Origin of the sequence: Chitinophaga silvisoli, assembly GCF_003412465.1 — a bacterium.
GTDB lineage: Bacteria > Bacteroidota > Bacteroidia > Chitinophagales > Chitinophagaceae > Chitinophaga > Chitinophaga silvisoli.
In genome coordinates, this window is the sequence record NZ_QTJV01000001.1 from 678,265 (window position 1) to 699,901 (window position 21,637).

General features: G+C 46.4%; 22 protein-coding genes. 9 read left to right on the forward strand and 13 right to left on the reverse strand.

The window, feature by feature from the left end:
- Positions 1-7: 7 nt before the first annotated feature.
- The 5 genes from hutH to DXN04_RS02855 are packed head-to-tail and all read left to right on the forward strand — an operon-like array spanning position 8 to position 6,002.
- Positions 8-1,576, forward strand: coding sequence for a histidine ammonia-lyase (gene hutH / locus DXN04_RS02835; RefSeq protein WP_116851781.1), 1,569 nt, complete (start codon positions 8-10; stop codon positions 1,574-1,576).
- Entirely contained in the window at positions 1,554-3,224 is a 1,671-nt protein-coding gene (gene hutU / locus DXN04_RS02840) for a urocanate hydratase (RefSeq protein WP_116851782.1), read from the forward strand. Before hutH ends, hutU begins: the two co-directional genes overlap by 23 nt.
- Entirely contained in the window at positions 3,221-4,426 is a 1,206-nt protein-coding gene (gene hutI / locus DXN04_RS02845; protein WP_116851783.1) for an imidazolonepropionase, read from the forward strand. Before hutU ends, hutI begins: the two co-directional genes overlap by 4 nt.
- A complete protein-coding gene (gene hutG, locus DXN04_RS02850) occupies positions 4,423-5,367 on the forward strand; it encodes a formimidoylglutamase (RefSeq protein WP_116851784.1) in 945 nt (314 codons plus the stop codon). Before hutI ends, hutG begins: the two co-directional genes overlap by 4 nt.
- Positions 5,368-5,402: 35 nt before the next feature.
- Positions 5,403-6,002, forward strand: a complete 600-nt coding sequence (locus DXN04_RS02855) for a hypothetical protein (RefSeq protein WP_116851785.1) — start codon at positions 5,403-5,405, stop codon at positions 6,000-6,002.
- 54 nt (positions 6,003-6,056) lie between these two features.
- On the opposite strand, the gene purU is transcribed toward DXN04_RS02855, so the two are convergent.
- A complete protein-coding gene (gene purU, locus DXN04_RS02860) occupies positions 6,057-6,920 on the reverse strand; it encodes a formyltetrahydrofolate deformylase (protein ID WP_116851786.1) in 864 nt (287 codons plus the stop codon).
- Positions 6,921-7,039: 119 nt separating this feature from the next.
- Here purU and DXN04_RS02865 point away from each other — a divergent pair, with 119 nt between their 5' ends.
- Positions 7,040-7,531, forward strand: a complete 492-nt coding sequence (locus tag DXN04_RS02865) for a metallophosphoesterase family protein (RefSeq protein ID WP_116851787.1) — start codon at positions 7,040-7,042, stop codon at positions 7,529-7,531.
- Positions 7,532-7,629: 98 nt separating this feature from the next.
- Entirely contained in the window at positions 7,630-8,634 is a 1,005-nt protein-coding gene (locus DXN04_RS02870) for a DUF4421 domain-containing protein (protein ID WP_262512426.1), read from the forward strand.
- Here the strand turns inward: DXN04_RS02870 and DXN04_RS02875 are convergent.
- Entirely contained in the window at positions 8,614-9,249 is a 636-nt protein-coding gene (locus tag DXN04_RS02875) for an HD domain-containing protein (RefSeq protein ID WP_116851789.1), read from the reverse strand. The two genes, DXN04_RS02870 and DXN04_RS02875, sit on opposite strands and share 21 nt — an antisense overlap.
- A 77-nt stretch (positions 9,250-9,326) precedes the next feature.
- Entirely contained in the window at positions 9,327-11,594 is a 2,268-nt protein-coding gene (locus DXN04_RS02880) for an aconitate hydratase (RefSeq protein WP_116851790.1), read from the reverse strand.
- A 217-nt stretch (positions 11,595-11,811) separates the two neighbouring features.
- Here DXN04_RS02880 and DXN04_RS02885 point away from each other — a divergent pair, with 217 nt between their 5' ends.
- On the forward strand, positions 11,812-12,033 hold the full coding sequence (locus DXN04_RS02885) for a PspC domain-containing protein (protein ID WP_083720643.1): 222 nt from the start codon (positions 11,812-11,814) through the stop codon (positions 12,031-12,033).
- Between the two features lie 173 nt (positions 12,034-12,206).
- Here the strand turns inward: DXN04_RS02885 and DXN04_RS02890 are convergent, their stop codons facing one another.
- Both DXN04_RS02890 and kdsA read right to left on the reverse strand, forming a co-directional pair.
- On the reverse strand, positions 12,207-12,608 hold the full coding sequence (locus DXN04_RS02890) for a hypothetical protein (protein WP_116851791.1): 402 nt from the start codon (positions 12,606-12,608) through the stop codon (positions 12,207-12,209).
- A gap of 128 nt (positions 12,609-12,736) precedes the next feature.
- Positions 12,737-13,558, reverse strand: coding sequence for a 3-deoxy-8-phosphooctulonate synthase (gene kdsA / locus DXN04_RS02895; protein ID WP_116851792.1), 822 nt, complete (start codon positions 13,556-13,558; stop codon positions 12,737-12,739).
- Between the two features lie 235 nt (positions 13,559-13,793).
- Here kdsA and DXN04_RS02900 point away from each other — a divergent pair, with 235 nt between their 5' ends.
- The gene (locus DXN04_RS02900) at positions 13,794-14,747 is read left to right on the forward strand and encodes an L-threonine 3-dehydrogenase (protein WP_116851793.1); all 954 of its coding nucleotides are present in this window, start codon (positions 13,794-13,796) and stop codon (positions 14,745-14,747) included.
- A 97-nt stretch (positions 14,748-14,844) separates the two neighbouring features.
- On the opposite strand, the gene DXN04_RS02905 is transcribed toward DXN04_RS02900, so the two are convergent.
- From DXN04_RS02905 to DXN04_RS02940, 8 genes are all read right to left on the reverse strand, one after another.
- Positions 14,845-16,092, reverse strand: coding sequence for a sulfate adenylyltransferase subunit 1 (locus DXN04_RS02905; RefSeq protein ID WP_116851794.1), 1,248 nt, complete (start codon positions 16,090-16,092; stop codon positions 14,845-14,847).
- Between the two features lie 33 nt (positions 16,093-16,125).
- On the reverse strand, positions 16,126-17,034 hold the full coding sequence (cysD, locus tag DXN04_RS02910) for a sulfate adenylyltransferase subunit CysD (RefSeq protein WP_116851795.1): 909 nt from the start codon (positions 17,032-17,034) through the stop codon (positions 16,126-16,128).
- Positions 17,035-17,115: 81 nt separating this feature from the next.
- Positions 17,116-17,799 carry a phosphoadenylyl-sulfate reductase gene (locus DXN04_RS02915; RefSeq protein ID WP_116851796.1) on the reverse strand — a complete coding sequence of 228 codons (684 nt, stop codon included), beginning with the start codon at positions 17,797-17,799 and terminating at the stop codon, positions 17,116-17,118.
- A 146-nt stretch (positions 17,800-17,945) separates the two neighbouring features.
- Complete coding sequence (locus DXN04_RS02920; RefSeq protein WP_116851797.1) at positions 17,946-18,371, reverse strand: RrF2 family transcriptional regulator; 426 nt, start codon at positions 18,369-18,371, stop codon at positions 17,946-17,948.
- 30 nt (positions 18,372-18,401) lie between these two features.
- Positions 18,402-19,118, reverse strand: coding sequence for a 4-hydroxy-tetrahydrodipicolinate reductase (gene dapB / locus DXN04_RS02925; protein WP_116851798.1), 717 nt, complete (start codon positions 19,116-19,118; stop codon positions 18,402-18,404).
- A gap of 25 nt (positions 19,119-19,143) precedes the next feature.
- Positions 19,144-19,872: a DUF5683 domain-containing protein gene (locus tag DXN04_RS02930; RefSeq protein WP_147319820.1), complete on the reverse strand. Its 729-nt coding sequence runs from the start codon at positions 19,870-19,872 to the stop codon at positions 19,144-19,146.
- Entirely contained in the window at positions 19,865-20,797 is a 933-nt protein-coding gene (locus tag DXN04_RS02935) for a ParB/RepB/Spo0J family partition protein (protein ID WP_116851800.1), read from the reverse strand. Before DXN04_RS02935 ends, DXN04_RS02930 begins: the two co-directional genes overlap by 8 nt.
- Positions 20,781-21,602 carry a ParA family protein gene (locus DXN04_RS02940; RefSeq protein WP_116851801.1) on the reverse strand — a complete coding sequence of 274 codons (822 nt, stop codon included), beginning with the start codon at positions 21,600-21,602 and terminating at the stop codon, positions 20,781-20,783. Before DXN04_RS02940 ends, DXN04_RS02935 begins: the two co-directional genes overlap by 17 nt.
- Positions 21,603-21,637 lie beyond the last annotated feature (35 nt).

The window sequence follows — 21,637 nt, forward strand, 5'->3', positions numbered from 1 at the left end:
ATTTATAATGATACACCAATTCAAATACGGGGTAGATCAGCTCACTCCCGGTAAAGCCCTTGCCATTGCCGACGGGCATGTAAAAGGGATACTGGTGCCGGAAGTGGCTGATCGTATCGCTACCAGTTATGGTCACGTACAAACCATCGTCTCGCAGCATAGTACGGTATATGGTATCAATACCGGCTTTGGCCCCCTCTGCGATACCCGGATCAATGAAGAAGACACCCGGACCTTACAATACAATATCCTGCAAAGCCATAGTGTAGGTGTTGGCAATCCTATCCCGGTCACTATAGCCAGGGTAATGCTTATTACCAAGGTTCATGCACTGGCGCAGGGATACTCAGGTGTAGCACCTGCCACCCTGGAGCGCATTATCTGGATGATCGATGAACACATCACGCCTGTGGTACCTGAAAAAGGTTCTGTAGGTGCATCCGGAGACCTGGCTCCATTGTCACACCTGTTCCTGCCTTTGATCGGGTTAGGCGAAGTCTATTATAAAGGACAGCGACAAGCGGCAGCAGCTGTATTACAGGCGGAAGGTCTGGCACCTGTTGCCCTGGGCCCTAAAGAAGGATTAGCCCTCATTAATGGTACACAGTTCATACTCTCTTTTGCAGTAACGGCATTACAGCGACTGCACAATGCCCTGGAAACAGCGGATATTGTAGGTGCCTTATCACTGGAAGGTTTAATGGGTACTGCCCGTCCATTTGATCCCAGGATCCACGCTATCAGGCCTTTCCCGGGCAATCAGCTGGTAGCGCATCGTCTTAAAACAATGCTGGATGGTTCAGGCATCATGGCCGCACATGTGGATTGTGGCAGGGTACAGGACCCTTATTCCCTGCGTTGTATGCCTCAGGTACATGGAGCCTCACGTACTGCCTGGCTGCATTTGCTGGATCTGGTAACGATTGAACTGAATGCTGTAACTGATAACCCTATTATCTTTAGTGCAGACGATACTATCAGTGGTGGTAACTTTCATGGACAACCCCTGGCATTGCCACTGGACTATGCGACTGTAGCGGCTGCAGAACTGGGCAATATCTCAGATCGCCGTTGCTATATGATGATTGAAGGCAGGTATGGATTGCCTAAGTTATTGATTGAAGATGCGGGGTTGAACTCCGGTTTCATGATTCCGCAGTATACCACCGCAGCCCTGGTCACAGAAAATAAAACGCTGTGTTTCCCTGCCAGCGCTGATAGTGTACCTACTTCATTAGGCCAGGAAGACCATGTATCCATGGGGTCTATCAGTGGCCGTAAGCTGCACCAGGTAATAGATAATCTCGAATATATACTCGCTATAGAATTGCTGTATGCTGCACAGGCAGTGAATTTCAGACGACCACTTACATCGGGTCCGGTACTGGAAGCTGTGCATGCCTTTGTAAGAGAGACAGTGCCTTTTGCTGCAAAAGACCGCATTTTCGCTTACGACATCCAGCAGTTACATACACTCATACGCCAGCAATCTATTGTCAGGGTAGCCAATGAAACCGCCCTGGCAAATCATTTATCACTCAACGGTATTTATCATGACCAGTTTGGATTTTATTAAGCAATACGCAGCACATCCCCATTACAGGGCTCCTCATGGCCCTGAGCTGCATGCCCGCTCCTGGCAAACGGAAGCACCCCTGCGCATGCTCCTGAATAACCTGGATAGCGAAGTCGCCGAGAACCCCGACGAACTGGTGGTTTATGGCGGTATCGGGCAGGCTGCACGTAACCGGGAGGCTTTGCAAAAGATCATCGAAACCCTGCTTACACTGGATGAAGAACATTCACTGTTGGTTCAATCCGGTAAGCCGGTAGGCATAGTACGTACACATCCGCAGGCACCACGGGTGATGCTGGCTAATAGTAACCTGGTGCCCAAATGGGCTACCTGGGAGCATTTCAACGAACTGCGTGCAAAAGGTCTTATGATGTACGGACAGATGACTGCTGGTAGCTGGATCTACATTGGTACCCAGGGCATTCTGCAGGGAACCTATGAAACCTTTGTAGAATGTGGCCGTCAGCACTTTGGCGGCGACCTGAAAGGAAAGCTGCTGGTGACAGCCGGCATTGGTGGAATGGGGGGAGCACAGCCGCTGGCCGCTACCATGGCGGGTGCTGTGTTCTTAGGTGCAGACGTGGATGAAAGCAGGATCAGGAAGCGTATAGCCACCAAATACATTGATCGGATCACCCATTCTTATGAAGAAGCGATCAGCTGGGCCAGGGATGCGATGGCAAAAGGAGAAGCACTGTCTATCGGACTGGTGAGTGATGCAGGTGATATGCTGGAAAGATTATTGCAGGACCATATTGTTCCCGATATACTGACTGATCAGACTTCTGCACATGACCCTATCAATGGGTATGTACCGAATGGATTGACGCTGGCAGCTGCTGCGGAACTGCGTAAAAATGATCCGGCGGGGTACAAACAGCTGGCCTTGAAAAGCATGGCAAGGCACGTAGGGTTTATGCTTGAATTGCAGCGCAAAGGTGCTATTACTTTTGATTATGGTAATAACCTGCGCGAGTTCGCAAAAGAAGGAGGCGAGCCGAATGCTTTTGATTTTCCCGGATTTACACCTGCTTATATCAGGCCCTTATTCTGTGAGGGGAAAGGGCCTTTCAGATGGGTGGCATTGTCAGGAGATCCACAGGATATTTATACAACTGATCAGGCTTTGATGGAAGCATTTCCTGACAACAAACCTTTGATCAACTGGTTGAAAAAAGCACAGGAGAAAGTGGCCTTCCAGGGATTGCCTGCCAGGATATGCTGGCTGGGATTGGGAGAGCGTGAAAAGGCAGGCCTGATTTTTAATGAACTGGTACGCAGTGGAAAGGTGAAAGCCCCAATTGTAATAGGAAGAGATCACCTGGACTGTGGTTCAGTCGCTTCTCCCAATAGGGAAACGGAATCAATGAAAGATGGCTCCGATGCAGTATCCGACTGGACCTTGCTGAACCTGATGGCCAATACGGGTGGTGGCGCTACCTGGGTATCTTTCCATCATGGTGGCGGTGTAGGTATGGGGTATTCCCAACATGCAGGTATGGTGGTGCTGGCAGATGGTACTGACAGGGCCGCAGCCTGTTTGCAAAGAGTATTGTTCAATGATCCTGCATTAGGCATCTACAGACACGCAGATGCCGGTTATGAAAAAGCACAGGAAGTAGCCACTCAATTCGATTTGTACAGATGAAACTTATAGGACCATTTTCACAGATCATTCCCCTGACGGGTTTGCCTTTGAAGGGAGCCTTGCAGGATGCACAGCTCTCTGTCATTGAAGATGGAGGTGTGGTAACACACGAAGGAAAGATAGTTGCAGTCGGTGATTACAATGAACTGCGTAATGAGTATTCCCATGCACTGCCAGTTTTGATTTATGGCCCGGCGGTTTTACTGCCGGGCTTTATTGATTGCCACACGCATATCTGTTTTGATGGCAATCGTAACCGTGATTATGCCATGCGCATAGCGGGGAAAACATATCTTGAAATTGCCCGCGCAGGTGGAGGAATCTGGGATTCTGTCATGAAGACCAGGGCTGCAGACATTGAAACATTACGAATCAACACTGCTGAAAGAGCCAACAGGCATTTGCTGGAAGGAGTGACCACCATTGAAGTAAAAAGTGGATACGGCTTGTCTGTCGCAGAAGAAATAAAAATGCTCCAGGCTATCAGGCATGCTGGCGAGTATACAAAAGCAACGCTGATACCTACTTGTCTGGCTGCGCATATGATGCCGAAAGACTATACAGGCACCGATTATTTGCAGGATGTAGTGGAGAACTTATTACCTGTTATCAACTGCAAAAGAGTAGACATCTTCATAGAAGAAACAGCTTTTTCAGCGGAAGCAGCTTTACCGTATTTATTAAAAGCAAAAGAACTGGGTTTCTCGCTGACAGTGCATGCAGACCAGTTTAGCAGTGGTGGTTCTGCGGTGGCCATAGCAGCAGGCGCTTGTTCAGCAGATCACCTGGAAGCCAGTGATGCAGCAGATATAGCCAGGCTGGCGGCAGCTGATATTGTATCGGTGGTATTGCCGGGAGCATCTTTAGGATTAGGTATGCATTATGCTCCTGCGCGTAAATTGCTGGATGCAGGCGCTTGTGTGGCGATTGCGAGTGACTGGAACCCCGGTTCCGCACCCATGGGAGATCTGCTCCTGCAAGCGGCAGTGATGAGTGCTGCTGAAAAACTATCTACAGCCGAAGTATTGGCAGGCCTTACATTCAGGGCAGCGAGGGCTTTGCAGCTCACGAATGCCGGACAACTGGCAGCAGGTTTTGTTGCGGATATGCAGGTATATCCTACCAACGATTATAGAGACCTTTTGTATTATCAGGGAAAAATGAAACCTTCGCAGGTCTGGAAAGGAGGTGAAAAAATATGAAAGCATATTATCAACAACCGGTAGCATGGACCGGCAGAATAGATGGCAATGATGAGGAAGTGAGCCGCTGGCATCAGCGGGTGCAATGTGTAGATTTATCTTCGTCTTTGCCTGAGGGCAATGGAGTTGTATTATTAGGCTTTGCTGTAGATGAAGGGGTGCGTAGAAACAAAGGACGGGTAGGTGCTGCAGCAGGTCCCGCAGCATTAAGACAGGCCATGGGTAGTTTCCCTGTGCACTTCGATGGCATGTTGATGGACGGCGGTAATATCATCTGTCCTGATGAAAACCTGGAAGCTGCCCAACAGGCACTGAGTGGTGCGGTACAATTGATCAAACGTGCAGGTCATACTCCTTTATTATTAGGTGGCGGGCATGAGATCACTTACGGACATGCAACAGGTTTATATCAATCAATGCCAGGCGAGCGATTGGGCCTGATTAATTTCGATGCCCATTTCGACTTACGCCCTGAAGGCGTTAGCTCCGGCACTGGTTTCTGGCAGCTCTCACAGGAGCATGCTCCATTTCAATACCTGGCACTTGGCATCCAGCAACTGAGCAATACACAGCAACTCTTCAGGATAGCCGGAGAGCTGGATGCGCTCTATCTGGAAGCTGATACCTTTCATTTCCAGGATCGTATACTGTTGTCAGCAGCTGTCGCTGAGTTTATAAAAAAAGCAGACCAGTTATACCTCACCATAGACCTGGATGTTTTTGCCGCAGCATATGCCCCCGGTGTAAGTGCAACAGCGTTTAATGGAATTCGTCCGGATGGTTTGTTCTTAGAATGTTTTCGTACCATCCTGCAAAGTGGAAAACTAGCGGGAATGGACATAGCAGAATTGAATCCTTCTTTCGACATAGATCAACGTACCGCCAAACTGGGTGCTGCATTAATATTTGAAGCAGTGAGCTTTTTGTTAAGTGGGAAATAATATTATCTTTGGGATATCCCAAAAGATTAATTGTCATGAAGTTTCACACTTTATTAATGGCTGTCGCCATCACTGTAGCACCCGTGTTTGTGAGTGCACAACGTATTAAGCTCGTAGAAGGCAGTGTTTCCCCACTAAAAGGTATTACAGAACTAAATACCGAATTTACGTATGACAATGTAAAGGTAGGTGAGTTCAGTAACGAGGAGGATTACATCCACAAAAAGACGGAAGACTATAACAAGAAAGAAGCCGGCAGGGGTGATACCTGGGCTAAGTCATGGAAGAGTGACAGGGCTGAAAAATTCGAACCTAAATTCAATCAGTTATTTACTGATAACAGTGGTGGTATTAGCGCTGGCAAATATCCTTCTGCGAAGTACACGCTCATCTTCAAGACCAAATTTATAGAGCCGGGTTTCAATGTGGGTGTATGGAGAAAGAATGCATCTATGGATGGTGAAGCATGGATAGTGGAAACGGCTGATAAGAGTAAGGTGATCGCTAAGTTCACGGTAGATAAGGCACAGGGTCGTATTTTCGGCGGTTTTGACTTTGATACCGGATTGAGGATCCAGGAAGCTTATGCAGATGCTGCAAAGGCTTTGGCAAAGGCAATCAGAAAACAGTTGTAATAAGAAACAGTTGTAACAAAGAGAGGCGGGTGATTCACCCGCCTCTCTTTTTATTTAAAATACAATAGTTTTGTTACCATGAATAATGACTCTATCGTCAATATGTGCAATCACTGCTCTTGTTAACACCTGTCTTTCTATATCTCTACCCAACAAAATCAGGTCTGTTACCTCGTGTTTATGACTCACTCTTGCTACGTCCTGGTCGATGATGGGCCCTTCGTCCAGATCATTGGTTACATAGTGGGCGGTTGCACCTATTAGTTTTACGCCTCTGTTATAAGCGTTTCTATAAGGATTGGCACCTGCGAATGCCGGCAGGAAGCTATGGTGAATGTTGATGATGCGCCCCGGGAAAACGCTTACAAATTCAGGAGAGAGAATCTGCATATAACGTGCAAGCACGATGAAGTCAGCATTCGCTCTTCTGATCAGTTTAATCGCTTCCTGTTCCTGCAATGGCTTATTGCCTGCATCTACAGGCAGGTAGTGGAAGGGAATCCCGAAGTCTTCCACGAATTGTTTTAATTCCAGGTGATTGGAAATGACGAGTGGAATATCCACGGGCAATTCCCCGCTTCGCCAGCGCCAGAGCAATTCCATCAGGCAGTGGTCATAACGGGATACCATAATCACCATTTGTTTGCGACGATCTGGGTAGTCAATGCGCCATTCCATCTGGCGGGGGGCGGCAACTTTTTCCTGGAAGTCTTTTTCCAGTTGTTCTTTGGTGAAGGAAGGATTATCCAGCTGGAAAGACATGCGCATAAAAAAGAGTCCTTCTTTGGGATCCGTACTGTGCTGGCTGGCATCGAGGATATTAGCGCCACAGGCGTACAGGAACTGGGACACACCGGCCACGATACCAGGGCGGTCTGGACAGGAGATCAAAAGCCTGCCGGTTATATCAGTCTGCATAAAAATGAAATATATATTACTATGTAAAATACAAAAGGGAAAGGATTCTCCGGATTTTTTTCTGGCGGTCAATCAATCCCGAATTCTTATTCTATTTTTGGGCCTGCTAAGGGAAAATTATGAAGAAGATAGGATTAATGTCAGACACGCACAGTTATCTCCATCCCCAGGTCTTCAAATACTTTGAAAAAGTAGATGAGATCTGGCATGCCGGTGATATTGGTACCACATCCCTTGCGGATGAACTGGAAGCTTTCAAACCTTTCAGGGCGGTATATGGCAATATAGATGGCAGGGATCTGCAGCTGCGTTATCCGGAAAACCTGTTCTTCGAAGTGGAAGGAGTCAAAGTATTCATTACGCACATTGGAGGCTATCCAGGCAAATATGCCCCGGGAGTCAAAGACTTATTGTTGAAAAATTCCCCCAAACTGTTCATCTGCGGTCATTCGCACATTCTGAAAGTGATGCCGGACCCGGCTTTGCAACTATTACACATGAATCCGGGGGCATGCGGCCAGCAGGGCTGGCATAAGGTAAAAACTTTGTTGCGCTTCGATGTAAGCGAAGGAAATATCAGGAATCTGGAGGTGATAGAGTTGCCCAAATAGTACGGAAGCCGGCACTCGCACATTTTTTGCAAATCTTAGAGTTACTACAACTGTCAATAATGCGCAAAGGATACATATTAATATCCGTTTGTCTGTGTATGTTTCATTTCGCAAGGGGTCAACGTTCGTCTTTCATTAATAAGATAGGAGATTGGTTTCATACAGAAAATGATACTGCTTACATAGAGGATCATACAAAAGATTTGACAACACGACTTGTCGGGTCCAGAAAATATAACTTATACGACATCGTGGACCGTAAGCGGAAGACGGAGGTAATGTACCGCCCGAATACGCCATTTAACGTCGGTTTTGGTTTTAACTATAAGTTTATCGGTATCAATGTTGTTTTCAACCTTCCGGTTATCAACAGTACGGATAAGTATGGCAAGACGAAGGCACTGGATCTTCAGGCGCATTATTACCTGCGAAAACTGGTGGTAGATTTTTATGGGCAACGTTACAAAGGTTATTATATCGCCAACTCCCGTGGCCTGCTAAATGGTTTTGATGAGAAAGGCCCGCTTCCTGTGCGTCCTGATATCCGAAATTTGAATATAGGGATGAGTGTGGAATACGTCTTCAACGACAAGAAATTCTCCTATAGAGCGGCTTATTTGCAGAATGAATATCAAAAGAAGAGTGCAGGCTCGTTCCTGATCGGAGGAGAGCTGTTTACAGCCAGGATGAAGGGCGATTCTTCGTTGATTCCTCATAATATTACCAACCAGGATTTTATTGATGGTATTACCTACTCGGCCACCAGCATATTCAGCGCTGCTGCAAACGCCGGGTATGCTTATACATTTGTCTACAAACAACACTTCTTTCTTACTTTATCTCTCTCTGGTAGTTTCGGCGGTAATTACACCCGTTTATTCAGGGATGATGCCAATGACCTCCGTAAGTTTGGGGTCCAGCTGAACAATACTGTGCGGGCCTCTTTCGGCTATAATTCCAGTAAGTACTTTGCAGGCATTCACTATGTGAACCTGACTACACGTAGTCAGTCACCTATTGAACATTCCTGGCAGACCATTGGCGCTGGCAATTTCAGAATAAGTTTGGCAAGACGTTTTGGACTAAAGCGACAGCTTTTCTAATTCCTTCTTTATATTTTCCTTTGCCACAGCATCAAATCGCTCTCTAAAACCTTCCGTCTTGTAAATCGAGGGCTGGTCAAGGAAGTGTTGTAAGATCTTTTTCCTGCCGGGTATATATACTGCATCAGGGTAGATGCCGTATTCCTTGCGTATATTCTTAGCATAGGCCTGATACATTCGTTCAGGACCGCTCAGTATAAACAGGTCAAAGTCCAGGAAGCAATCCAGGTCTGAATCTTTGTGGGGATTCTGGTGCGATTTCGTAGCTCTGATGTATTCTGATACCAGGGCTATCTTCTCTGCGGGATAGCTGGTTTGCTCCAGGAATTGCGTGGCTACCAGTGCACTTCTCTCTTCATTATCAGCTCTCTGTACGTCATAAATGATATCATGGAAAAATACGGACAATTGCAGGGTTTCCAGATCCTGTACGAGGTGGTTATATTCTTCAATGAATACGAGTAATGTCTGAATATGATCCAGATTATGGTAATACCTGTGTGATTCACTGTAATGGGTTAGTATGGAATTAAAGCCTTCCTGTACCAGCAACGAGTCGTTGGTATAATTGCTTACGAGGCTTTCCCAGACATAAAATAGTGGATGGGATTTCATGGCCTAAATGTAGACAAAAAAAAGACTGACTTAATTCCTAAGTCAGTCTTTTATCATTACTAATGAAAGTCTCCTGATTATGCTTTCGCGAACTCAGCACGGATTACGTTCAGTGCACCACCTGCTTTGAACCACTCAATCTGTTGTTCATTGTAGGTATGGTTTACTGTGATCTCGTCCTGGCTGCCATCTTTGTGGTGGGCTACCACAGTCAATGGTTTACCAGGGGTAAAGGTAGTCAGACCAAGGATATCGAATGTATCGTCTTCCTGGATCTTATCGTAATCTTCTTTGTTAGCGAAGGTGAGGCCGAGCATACCCTGTTTCTTCAGGTTAGTTTCGTGGATACGTGCGAAGGACTTTACCAGGATTGCGCGAACGCCCAGGTGGCGTGGCTCCATAGCAGCGTGTTCGCGGCTGGAACCTTCACCGTAGTTTTCATCGCCCACTACGATTGAACCGATACCAGCAGCTTTGTAAGCACGCTGGGTAGCAGGTACAGCGCCATATTCGCCAGTCAGCTGGTTTTTGACGGTGTCAGATTTATCGTTGAATGCGTTGATCGCACCGATCAGCATGTTGTTGGAAATGTTGTCAAGGTGACCACGGAATTTCAACCATGGACCAGCCATAGAGATATGGTCGGTAGTACATTTACCTTTAGCCTTGATCAGCAGTTTCAGACCTTTCAGGTCAGTACCTTCCCATGCCGCGAAAGGAGCCAGCAGTTGCAGGCGATCGCTGGTAGGGGAAACCACTACCTGTACACCACTACCATCGGCAGCAGGGGCCTGGTAACCCGGATCATCTACTGCGAAGCCTTTTACCGGCAGTTCAAAACCACTTGGTTCATCCAGTTTCACTTCCTGGCCATCCTTGTTTTTCAGGGTGTCAGTCAGCGGGTTGAAGGTGAGGTCACCGGCAATAGCCAGGGCAGTTACGATTTCAGGAGAAGCTACGAAAGCGTGGGTACCTGCCAGACCATCATTTCTCTTCGCGAAGTTACGGTTGAAGGAAGTGATGATAGAGTTCTTACGGTTAGGATCATCGATGTGACGAGCCCATTGACCTATACAGGGACCGCAGGCATTAGCCAGTACTACGCCACCGATCTGGTTGAAGGTGTTCAGCAGGCCATCTCTTTCGATGGTGAAGCGAACCAGTTCAGAACCGGGGGTGATTGTATATTCAGATTTAACAGGCAGATTTTTGTCGATGGCTTGTTTAGCCAGGGAGGCTGCGCGGGAAATGTCTTCGTAAGAAGAGTTGGTACAGGAGCCGATCAGGGCTACTTCCAGTTTTTCAGGCCAGTTGTTTTCTTTCACTGCCTGGGCGAATTTGGAGATAGGCCATGCCAGATCCGGAGTGAACGGACCATTTACGTGTGGCTCCAGTTCGTCCAGGTTGATTTCGATCACCTGGTCGTAGTATTTGGTAGGGTCAGCGTATACCTCAGCATCCGGACGCAGTTGATCTTTCACACTGTCAGCCAGTGCGGCGATTTCGCTACGCTCAGTTGCCTGCAGGTAAGCAGCGATTTTGCTATCGTAGGCGAATACGGAGCAGGTAGCACCAATCTCAGCACCCATGTTACAGATAGTGCCTTTACCGGTAGCACTGATGCTGTCAGCACCTTCACCAAAGTATTCAACGATACAGCCGGTACCACCTTTTACGGTCAGTACGCCAGCTACTTTCAGGATAATATCTTTGGGGGAGGTCCATCCGCTCAGCTTACCAGTCAATTTTACACCGATCAGTTTAGGCATCTTCAGTTCCCATGCAAGACCAGCCATAACGTCTACCGCATCAGCACCGCCGACACCGATAGCCAGCATACCGAGACCACCCGCGTTTGGAGTATGGGAGTCAGTACCGATCATCAGACCACCCGGAAAAGCATAGTTTTCAAGTACTACCTGGTGGATAATACCAGCACCTGGTTTCCAGAAGCCGATACCATATTTATTGGAGATAGAGGAGAGGAATTCGTAAACTTCCTTATTGGTGTTGTTAGCAGTTGCCAGGTCAGCTTCTGCGCCTGTTTTAGCCTGAATGAGGTGGTCACAGTGTACAGTAGAAGGAACTGCTACTTTGGCACGCCCACAGGTCATAAACTGTAACAGGGCCATCTGTGCCGTGGCATCCTGCATCGCTACGCGATCGGGTGCAAACTCAACATAAGATTTACCTCTCTCATATGCGGACGTAGTCGGAGCATATAAGTGGGCATACAAAATCTTTTCTGACAGTGTGAGCGGGCGTCCTAACAGCTTACGGGTAGCTTCCACCTTACCCGGGAGTGCCGCATACACTTTTTTAATCATTTCGATATCAAACACCATGGAAAAAATATTTAAGACCAATTAAAAATGCACCGCAAAATTAACCATTTTAAGACAGTTAATAAAAGTTATGTACCCGATAAACCCCAAACATCAGGCCTTCATTCCAGGATGAATCCATTAATATGTTGTTAAATCACTGCTAATACACTGCAAGCGGCCTTTTCCGGAAAAATTGGCACTTGTTTTTCATATGAGTTTGTGATAAATTTGATATATGAATAGATTTAAAGATTTTGTGGAATGGCAGGCCTTCGGTGTGTGCACCGCGATAGGCAACAGGCTGGGAGTAGCGACTTCCCGCATCCGCTTGTTTTTTATCTATGTGTCTTTCCTGACGATGGGATCCCCAATCATTGTTTACCTGATCATGGCTTTTTGGGTCAACATGAAGAATTACATTCTCAATGCCAGAAGGAACCCCCTAAGGTATTTGTAACCACCACATTAAAACAAAATGGTCCCCTTGCTATAAGCATGGTTTAAGCGTGCTATAGTCCTTGTATTTACTGTATACAGGGCATTGACTACGCTTTACTTACAGGTAGACCAGTTAAATGTTCTTACAGGAAAAAGGCTGATCAACATCGCTATTGATCAGCCTTTATTTTCTTAATCAAGGTGGAAATTGGTCATTTCGTGATAGTGATTCTGTAACTGGTTTACAGTCAGCACACCCTTTATTTCCCGGTGCTCATCCCTGTAATCCAGGCGGGTTGCCTCACGGCCATCCAAATCATGAAACATTACGGAAAATGGTCCACGGACATAGATCCTGCGGTTGTCAGGGTCCGGGGAAATCTCTTCTTTGGTGAACTTCAGTTTGAGTAACTGTTCTTCGTTCAGTGGAATAGAATACACATCGGCCAGCTCATACCAGAATTCCTGTTCGCCTGTTTGCACACAAACCTGTTTGTCTTCACGATTTACTTCCAATACAAGGCCTTCATGTTTTTCGCCTTCATATTCCACTATAACAGTATCTCCTGCTTTTACATCATGTAAGTTGATCATTGTGTGGATATTTTTGGGTGTTATTAACTGAATTTACGAAAATTACCCAAAAATCAGACCGGCAGCAGGCCGCCATTTTACCTGAAAGAAAAACGCTCCTGCCAAAGGCAGAAGCGTTCTGAAAAAATTTATCTTACTACTTCTCTGATTCTTACCAGATCTTCCAGCAGTTTTTCCAGCAGATCCAGATGTAACATATTTGCACCATCAGATTTCGCACATTTAGGATCCGGATGTGTTTCGATGAACAAGCCATCGGCACCGGTTGCAATCGCTGCTTTCGCAATAGTGCTGATCAGCTTTGGATTACCACCTGTTACACCACTTGTCTGGTTAGGCTGTTGCAATGAGTGAGTACAATCCATGATCACAGGTACTCCATGCTCTTTCATGATAGGAATATTCCTATAGTCTACTACCAGGTCCTGGTATCCAAAGGTAGTACCACGTTCAGTCAGCATCACTTTATCATTACCTGCCTGTTTTACCTTTTCTACTGCAAACTTCATCGCTTCTCCACTTACAAACTGGCCTTTCTTTACATTCACCACCTTGCCTGTTTCTGCAGCCGCAATCAGGATATCTGTCTGGCGGCACAGGAATGCAGGAATCTGCAATACATCGGCATAAGCAGCAGCCATCGCAGCTTCTGCAGCAGAGTGAATATCGGTGGTCACAGGCAGATTGAAGGTCTGACCCACTTTCTGCAGCAGATCCAGTCCTTCCACGTCACCAATACCACTGAACGAATTGATACTGGTACGATTCGCCTTACGGTAAGATGCTTTGAAAATATAAGGTATCTGTAAACGTTCACAAATGCGGGAAACTTTTTCTGCAACATGCATCAGCAACGCTTCGTCTTCCACCACACATGGGCCGGCTATCAGGAAGAAATTCTCTGGATTATATCTTTCGTTAAAAAGAGCTTTCAAATGTGAAACAGACATGATTTTTGTATTTGAGAATGCAAAGGTAGGTTATTCTCAGGGATTACTCCGATTAGGAAGGAAGTGCTAATTGTCATGAATTTGTAAGCTGGCAAATATAAAAGCTTGCTGGGCCTATCTATGCTTTTAGCTACCTTCACAAATTGTTACCGCATTGTCATGCGATTTAGGGAGATGATCGTAATATTTGCGGAACCCAGTAATATTACGTTCTGAAAATTAATCACGAGTTAGCATGAAGAAAGACAAAATCCTGGTAATTGGTGCCTGTGGGCAGATCGGTGTTGAATTGACACTGGCGCTCAGGAAAATGTATGGCGATGCAAATGTAATTGCCTCTGACCTTCGGGAAGAACATGAATTACTGAAAGGTTCCGGACCCTATGTCTCTCTGGATGTGATGAACAAGGAAATGCTGCATGTACTGGTTATCCGTCACAACATTACCCAGATTTACCTGCTCGCAGCCATCCTCTCTGCTACCGGCGAAAAGAATCCGTTGCTGGCATGGCATATCAATATGGCCAGCCTGCTGAATGTACTGGATATTGCAAAAGAAGAAGGTATTGATAAGGTATACTGGCCTAGTTCCATTGCCGTATTCGGACCTGATTCACCTAAGGATAGCACTCCACAGCACACCATCATCGAGCCTACTACCATCTATGGTATCAGTAAGTTTGCCGGTGAACGCTGGTGTGAGTACTACCATCACCGTTATGGCGTAGATGTACGTAGTCTGCGCTATCCGGGTCTGATCAGCTATAAGTCTGCTCCGGGCGGTGGTACCACCGATTATGCAATCGAGATCTTCCACGAAGCGCTGGAAGAAAAGAAATATACCTGTTTCCTTTCAGAAGGAACTTACCTGCCGATGATGTATATGCCGGATGCGATCCGTGCAACCATTGAACTGATGGAAGCTGACAAGGAAAAGATCAAGGTTCGTTCTTCCTATAATTTAGGCGCGATGAGCTTTTCTCCGAAGGAAATCGCTGCTGAAATAAAGAAACATATTCCTGAGTTTACCATTGATTATGCGCCTGATTACAGGCAGGCAATTGCTGATGGATGGCCACAGAGTATCGATGATGAAAAAGCGAGAAATGACTGGGGCTGGAAGCCGGAATACTGCCTGGAGAAGATGACGACAGATATGCTGAAGAATCTGAAAGAAACCGTACAGTAGTAAGAGATTTGCTGGCAAGCACTCTACACCAGAATAATCGAAAAAAAAGGCCCGGTTCCGAAGGAAACCGGGCCTTTTCAATTACATTCAAAATCATTTATGCTACGAACCCAACTGCAACAGTTGAATTACTAAACTCATCGATCAGGATGAACGCACCATTTGCAGGATTCACGCTATAGGCATCTGCAAAAATCGGCGCAGCGGTTTTAATTGCAATCTTACCAATATCGTTCAGTCCCATTTCTTTTTTATCTTCTACCAGTTGGTTGGAAGTTACGTCTACCACTTCCAGTAATTGCTGCACTTTTGCCTTTACACGGTTAATACCGTGCTGCAGCAGGTAAGTCTTACCGGGAACCAGTTTTTGCTGATCCATCCAGCAGATGTTTGCAGTAATATCTTTCAGCAGGGCAGGGGCATTATCCACTTTAGCCAGCATGCTACCACGGCTTGTATCGATCTCTGTTTCCAGGGTGATCACCACGCTCTCGCGGGCCTGTGCTACCTCCAGTTGTTTTTCAAACTGTTCGATAGATTTGATTTTGCTGGTCTGCTGAGAAGGCAGGGAGATAATTTCATCGCCTACATTGAACTGACCGCTGGCTACTTTACCGGCAAAGCCACGGAAGTCGTGGAAGGCTTCAGTTCTCGGGCGGATCACTGACTGTACAGGGAAGCGTGCCGGATGGCTGCTGTCTGCATGGTCAAAGGTGATTTGTTCCAGGTAATCCAGCAGGGAGTCACCCTTGTACCAGCTGATCTTTTCAGATTTTCCGGCTACGTTCTCACCATAAAGGGAGGAGATCGGGATGAACTTGATGGAAGGTGCTTTAAAGCTGGCGCTGGCTACGAGAGCCTGGAAATCTTCAACGATCTGATTGAAGCGTGCTTCGCTGTATTCAACCAGGTCCATTTTATTCACACATACTACCAGGTAAGGGATGCGCAGCAGGCTGGCAATAAAGAAGTGCCTGTAAGTCTGCTCCACGATACCTTTACGGGCATCTATCAGGATCAGGGAAACCTGAGCGTTGGAAGCGCCGGTCACCATGTTCCTGGTATACTCAACGTGGCCCGGAGTATCAGCAATAATATATTTACGGTTAGGCGTAGAGAAATAGATATGCGCCACATCTATGGTGATACCTTGTTCTCTTTCAGCTACCAGGCCATCAGTGAGCAGGGACAGGTCAGTGAAGTCCAGGCCTTTGCGCTTGCTGGCTGCGTGCAACGCTTCCATTTTATCCTGTGGGATAGAGTTTGTATCATACAGCAGTCTACCTATCAAAGTGCTTTTACCGTCATCCACACTGCCGGATGTAGTTATACGTAAAACCTCCATTTATTGAAATTTCAGAATGTTAAGAGTAATTGTTTAGAAATAACCTGCCTGCTTACGTTTTTCCATAGCAGCTTCCGAGCGTTTATCATCGATACGGGCACCTCTTTCAGAGATTTTGGCTTCCAGTATCTCAGAGATGATATCTTCCAGTTTATCGGCTTCGGAAATCACAGCAGCGGTACATGTCATATCGCCTACGGTACGGAAACGTACTTTCTGGCGGAACGGTACTTCTTCATCTGTGGTATTCAGGAATGGAGAAGCTGGCCAGTACATTCCATCTCTTTCTATGATATCTCTTTCGTGAGAGAAATAGATAGAAGGTATTTCCAGTTTTTCTCTGCGGATATAGTTCCATACATCCAGCTCTGTCCAGTTGGAGATAGGGAATACACGAACGTTCTCGCCGATGTTGATTTTACCATTCAGCATGTCGAACAGTTCAGGACGTTGCATTTTAGCGTTCCATTGGCCGAATTCATCTCTTACAGAGAAGATTCTTTCCTTGGCACGGGCTTTTTCCTCATCACGGCGGGCACCACCTATACAAGCATCATACTTCATCTCTTCGATGGCATCCAGCAGGGTTACTGTTTGCAGCGCATTGCGGCTGGCATATTTTCCGGTTTCTTCCTGAACTTTTCCCTGGTTAATGCTATCCTGTACGTTTCTTACCACCAGTTCCAGGCCCAGGGATGCTACCAGCCAGTCACGGAATTGGATAGTTTCAGGGAAGTTATGCCCTGTGTCGATATGCAATAAAGGGAAAGGACACTTACCTGGGTAAAAAGCCTTCTGAGCCAGTCTTACGATGGTGATAGAATCTTTACCACCTGAGAATAAGATGGCTGGCCTTTCAAACTGAGCAGCCGTTTCACGTAAAATATAGATGGCCTCATCTTCCAATGCCTGCGGAAACTCCCACTGTATTTTATTACTCATATATCTTGGTTTAACTGCCCATCCGGAAAATGGGAACTTTTTACCGTAAAGAAATTTTAACTGAAAAATACACGTAATCCTTTATCCGTGCAAGCCACATTCTTTCTTGGAGATTTCCCACCACCAGCGACCGGCGCGTGGGTGTTCTCCTGGTTCAATGGCCCTGGTACAAGGTGCACAGCCAATGCTGATGAAACCCTGGTCATGGAGCTTATTATAAGGTACGTTGTTTGTTTTCAGGTAATCCAGCATCTGCTCAAATGTCCAGTTGATCAGGGGCTGGTATTTATATAACTGCCGGCTTTCGTCCCATTCGATGTCGTGGAGCGACTGGCGGTTTTCCGATTGCTCGGCACGCAGTCCTGTGATCCAGACTTTCACCCCCTGCAGTGCCCTGTTCAGCGGCACTACCTTGCGGATGTTACAGCATTCCTTGCGGTTTTCCACCGACTCGTAGAAGCTGTTGGGACCTTTCTCCTTAAGCAGTGTTTCCACGCTCGAGGTTTCAGGGAAGTAGACTTCAAAATCTTGCTTGTAACGGGCACGGGTCAGATCCATAAGGTCATATGTCTCCTGGAAGAGACGTCCCGTATCCAATGTGAAAACCCTTACAGGGATCTTGTGGCGCCAGATCATGTCCGCTATAACCTGATCTTCTTGTCCGAAGGAGGTGGAAAATGCCACGGCTCCCGGAAACTCTGCTGCCAGCCAGGCCATTGCTGCGGGTGCATCAAGGCCTTCAATTGCTTGTCTGATGTCTTTCATCTTAAATAATAAAAACTTCCTTAGCTTCTTACAGATTCAACAAAATTACATAAACTCTATAAAAAAGATAGACTTATTTTGATAAACTAAGCTTAAAAAAAAATCCCGCTACGGAACGTAGCGGGATTCAATTGATAATCAATTTCTTAGATGGTAACCTGTCTGGTTAATATATCCTTTAAAGTCTTATTTTCCAGGATTTTAAGGGAAGCGTCCCTTACCTTACTCATTACCTCATTGAGCCCGCATATTGCCTCATCTTTGCAATTCTCACATCGCTCATAGTAGTTCAGGCTCACGCATGGCAACAGGGCGATGGCCCCGTCCAGCAGGCGGATGATTTTAGCCAGGGCTATCTCCTTTGGCGGCTTCATCAGATAATAGCCACCGCCTTTACCCTTTTTACTTCCCAGAATACCGGCGTTTTTCAACTCCAGCAGAATGTTTTCCAGGAACTTAATGGATATATTTTTCTCCTGCGCAATCTCAGATATCAGGATCGGTCCTTTATCTTGGTTCTCTGCCAGGTGAATAAGTGCATGAAAAGCGTATTGTGTTTTTTTCGATAGCATACTTATACAAAGATAACCCCTTTTTATTTACTATAGGCTTAACACATCTTTCATACTGAACACTCCTTTTCTGCCCTGAATCCATTCAGCTGCAACAACGGCACCGGAGGCAAAACCTTCTCTGGAATGAGCGGTGTGCGTGATGGTGATGTCGTCGATAGGGGAGGTATAGTTGATGATATGTGTGCCCGGTGCCGGATCTATTCTTTTGGAAATGATAGACAGTTCTGTTGGAGCTGTAGTTTCGTTATTTACCCAGTTTTGCTTTCTGGTCACTTTTTCCAGTACCTGCTCCGCCAGGGAGATGGCTGTACCACTTGGTGCATCGCGCTTCTGGGTGTGATGGATTTCTTCCATCGTTACATTGTATTGTGGCTGTGGTGCCATCAGTTCGGCCAGGCGTTTATTCAGTTCGAAGAAGATGTTTACACCAATGCTGAAATTACTTGCATAGAGGAATGCCTGGTTTTTCTGGAGGCACAGGGCTGTAACCTCCGGCATTTTTTCCAGCCAGCCGGTGCTGCCGCAGATCACAGGTACATTCGCTTCAAAACACTTTAGGATATTATTGTAAGCAGTTTCTGGTCCCGTAAATTCAATAGCCACATCGGCATGCTGCAGGGTTTCCTTATTCAGGAGATCCTGGTTCTCTTTATCAATACGAGCTACGATCTCATGTCCTTTTGCAATGGCAATAGCTTCTATTGCCTTGCCCATTTTACCGTAACCAATTAACGCTATTTTCATCCTTTGTATGTTGATTGTATGTGTTTTACCATTTGGTAGGAGCGGCCATGGCCAGTGAATTCACAGACTTCTTTTTAGAGCCGCCCAGGTTGACTTTGAGGCAGAAGCCCAGTGCCTGGTTATTGATCACGGTGGGCGTGATTTTAAAACTCAGATCATCGCTCATATCAAAGTTTCGCAGGTGGGCAAATACGGTTGCATCTACGATATTCAGGCCATATGCCAATACGAATACGAGTACGGAATAATCCACATACTCCCTGTATCCGTCACGCAGGTATTTCAGGCCGGCATCACTGTACAGACCCACGTAGTCGTCTACGGTATCCGCATTGCCATCCATACGTATACGGTAGGCATCGCGGTAGGTTCTGTATTTGTTCATATTGAAGATATACGTACCGGTAGTGATCCCCAGTGCCGCATAAATGAGTGGCAGTTTCCAGTATTCCCTGTTGTAGATCTGCCCCAGACCTGGCAATACTGCTGAGTAGAGGGCTGCCTTGCGGGGGCTGTGAATGGGAGCTTGTACAATAGGTCCGGCAGAGTCTTTTTTAACGACTACTGAGGAATCCTTTTTTGTGATAAAAAGCTCGGCACTGTCTTTACGGTTATCCGGCTGTTGTTTTCTCAACCATTCTGCTTTGGTACTGTCCTGTGCATTTGCAGTAGTATGCAGTAAGCATAATACCGGCAAAGCCAGGAAACAAATGCGTAATAAAAAATGAAGTATGTTTCCGGACTTTTTAGCCACCGTATAAGTCTATTTTTTCTAATATACTATCCAGTTCTTCATCAGAGTAGAACTCGATCGTTACGCTTCCTTTTCCATTCTTATTTCTATCAAGTTTCACCTTTGTAGCAAAGTGGCTGGCCAGGTTATCTTCTATTTTCTGATAGGGAGGAGGTAATGTGCTCTTAGTTGGTTTTTTAACGTTGCCTTTATCGATATGGGAGGTTTTCCGCACCAGTTCTTCTGTCTGGCGTACGGAAAGGCCGTTTTGCATAATCTCATTGAAGATGAAAAGTTGTTTTTCCACATTTTCAACGGCGATCAGTGCGCGGGCATGACCCATACTGATTTGTCCGTTTCTTACGGCTACCTGGATGTCTGGCGGCAGTTTGAGGAGACGGATATAGTTGGTTACCGTACTTCTTTCTTTACCCATACGGTCGGCCACCTGTTCCTGGGTGAGCATCACCTCATCCATGAGGCGTTTGTAGCTCAAACCAATTTCAATGGCATTCAGATTTTCACGCTGTAAGTTTTCCAGCAGTGCCAGTTCCAGCAGTTCCTGGTCGTTTACCTGGCGGATGTAAGCAGGAATGTCTTTCAGACCTGCCATCCGGCTTGCGCGCAAACGGCGTTCACCTGCTATCAGCTGGTATTTTTTGGGCCCCAGTTTTGACACGGTAATCGGCTGGATTACGTCGTGCAAAGAAATGGACATACTCAGTTCCTGCAAAGCCTTCTCATCGAAGTCCCGGCGCGGCTGTTTCGGATTGATGTCAATCTGGTCCAGCGGAATGCGCTCGATACCAGTGGCCTGTGATACCACCTGCTCATTGAGCGCATTGGAGGTGTGCTTCAGGTCAGTATCAATGTTTGCCAGCAGCGAGCGGATACCTTTACCCAGCGCCTCTTTCTTATTAGGAGTGCCCTTACTCTGATTGCTCATTGTTGATTGCTAATATTTTATCTTCAAGGTTAATACGTGTGAAATTATTCTTCTGCAGTATTTCCTTGGCAAGGTTCAGGTAATTGATAGCCCCTGTACTTGCCGCGTCATACATGATTACGGATTTACCGAAACTAGGTGCTTCACCCAGTTTGGTATTACGGTGAATAATCGTATTGAACACGCTTTCTTCAAAATGTTGTTTCACTTCGTCCACTACCTGGTTGCTCAGGCGGAGGCGGCCATCATACATGGTCATGAGGATGCCCTCTATGGCCAGGCTGGTATTCAGGCGGCTCTGAACGATTTTTATTGTATTTAATAACTTGCCCAGACCTTCCAGCGCGAAGAACTCACACTGAACCGGGATGATCACAGAGTCGGATGCCACGAGGGCATTTACAGTGATCAGACCCAGGGAAGGGGAGCAGTCTACTATTACAAAGTCATATTCATCCCGTACACCATCTATTACCTGCTTCATCACCTGTTCCCTGTTCGGGTGGTTGATGAGCTCCAGTTCAGCACCTACCAGATCAATATGGGAGGCGAGTACCTTCAGGTTCGGGGTATCCGATTCCAGGATCACGTCTTTGGCCTGAACATCGTTTACCATACAGTCATATAAACTCTGCTGTATGTTGCGGAGGTCAAAACCCAAGCCAGTGGTGCTATTTGCCTGTGGGTCGGCATCCACCAGCAGTGTTTTGTACTCCAGCACTGCCAGGCTGCTTGCCAGGTTAATAGCGCTGGTAGTCTTTCCTACACCACCTTTTTGATTCGCGATTGCAATTACTCTTGCCATTGTTGATTAGGTATTTCTTAGGTTTACTATAGGAT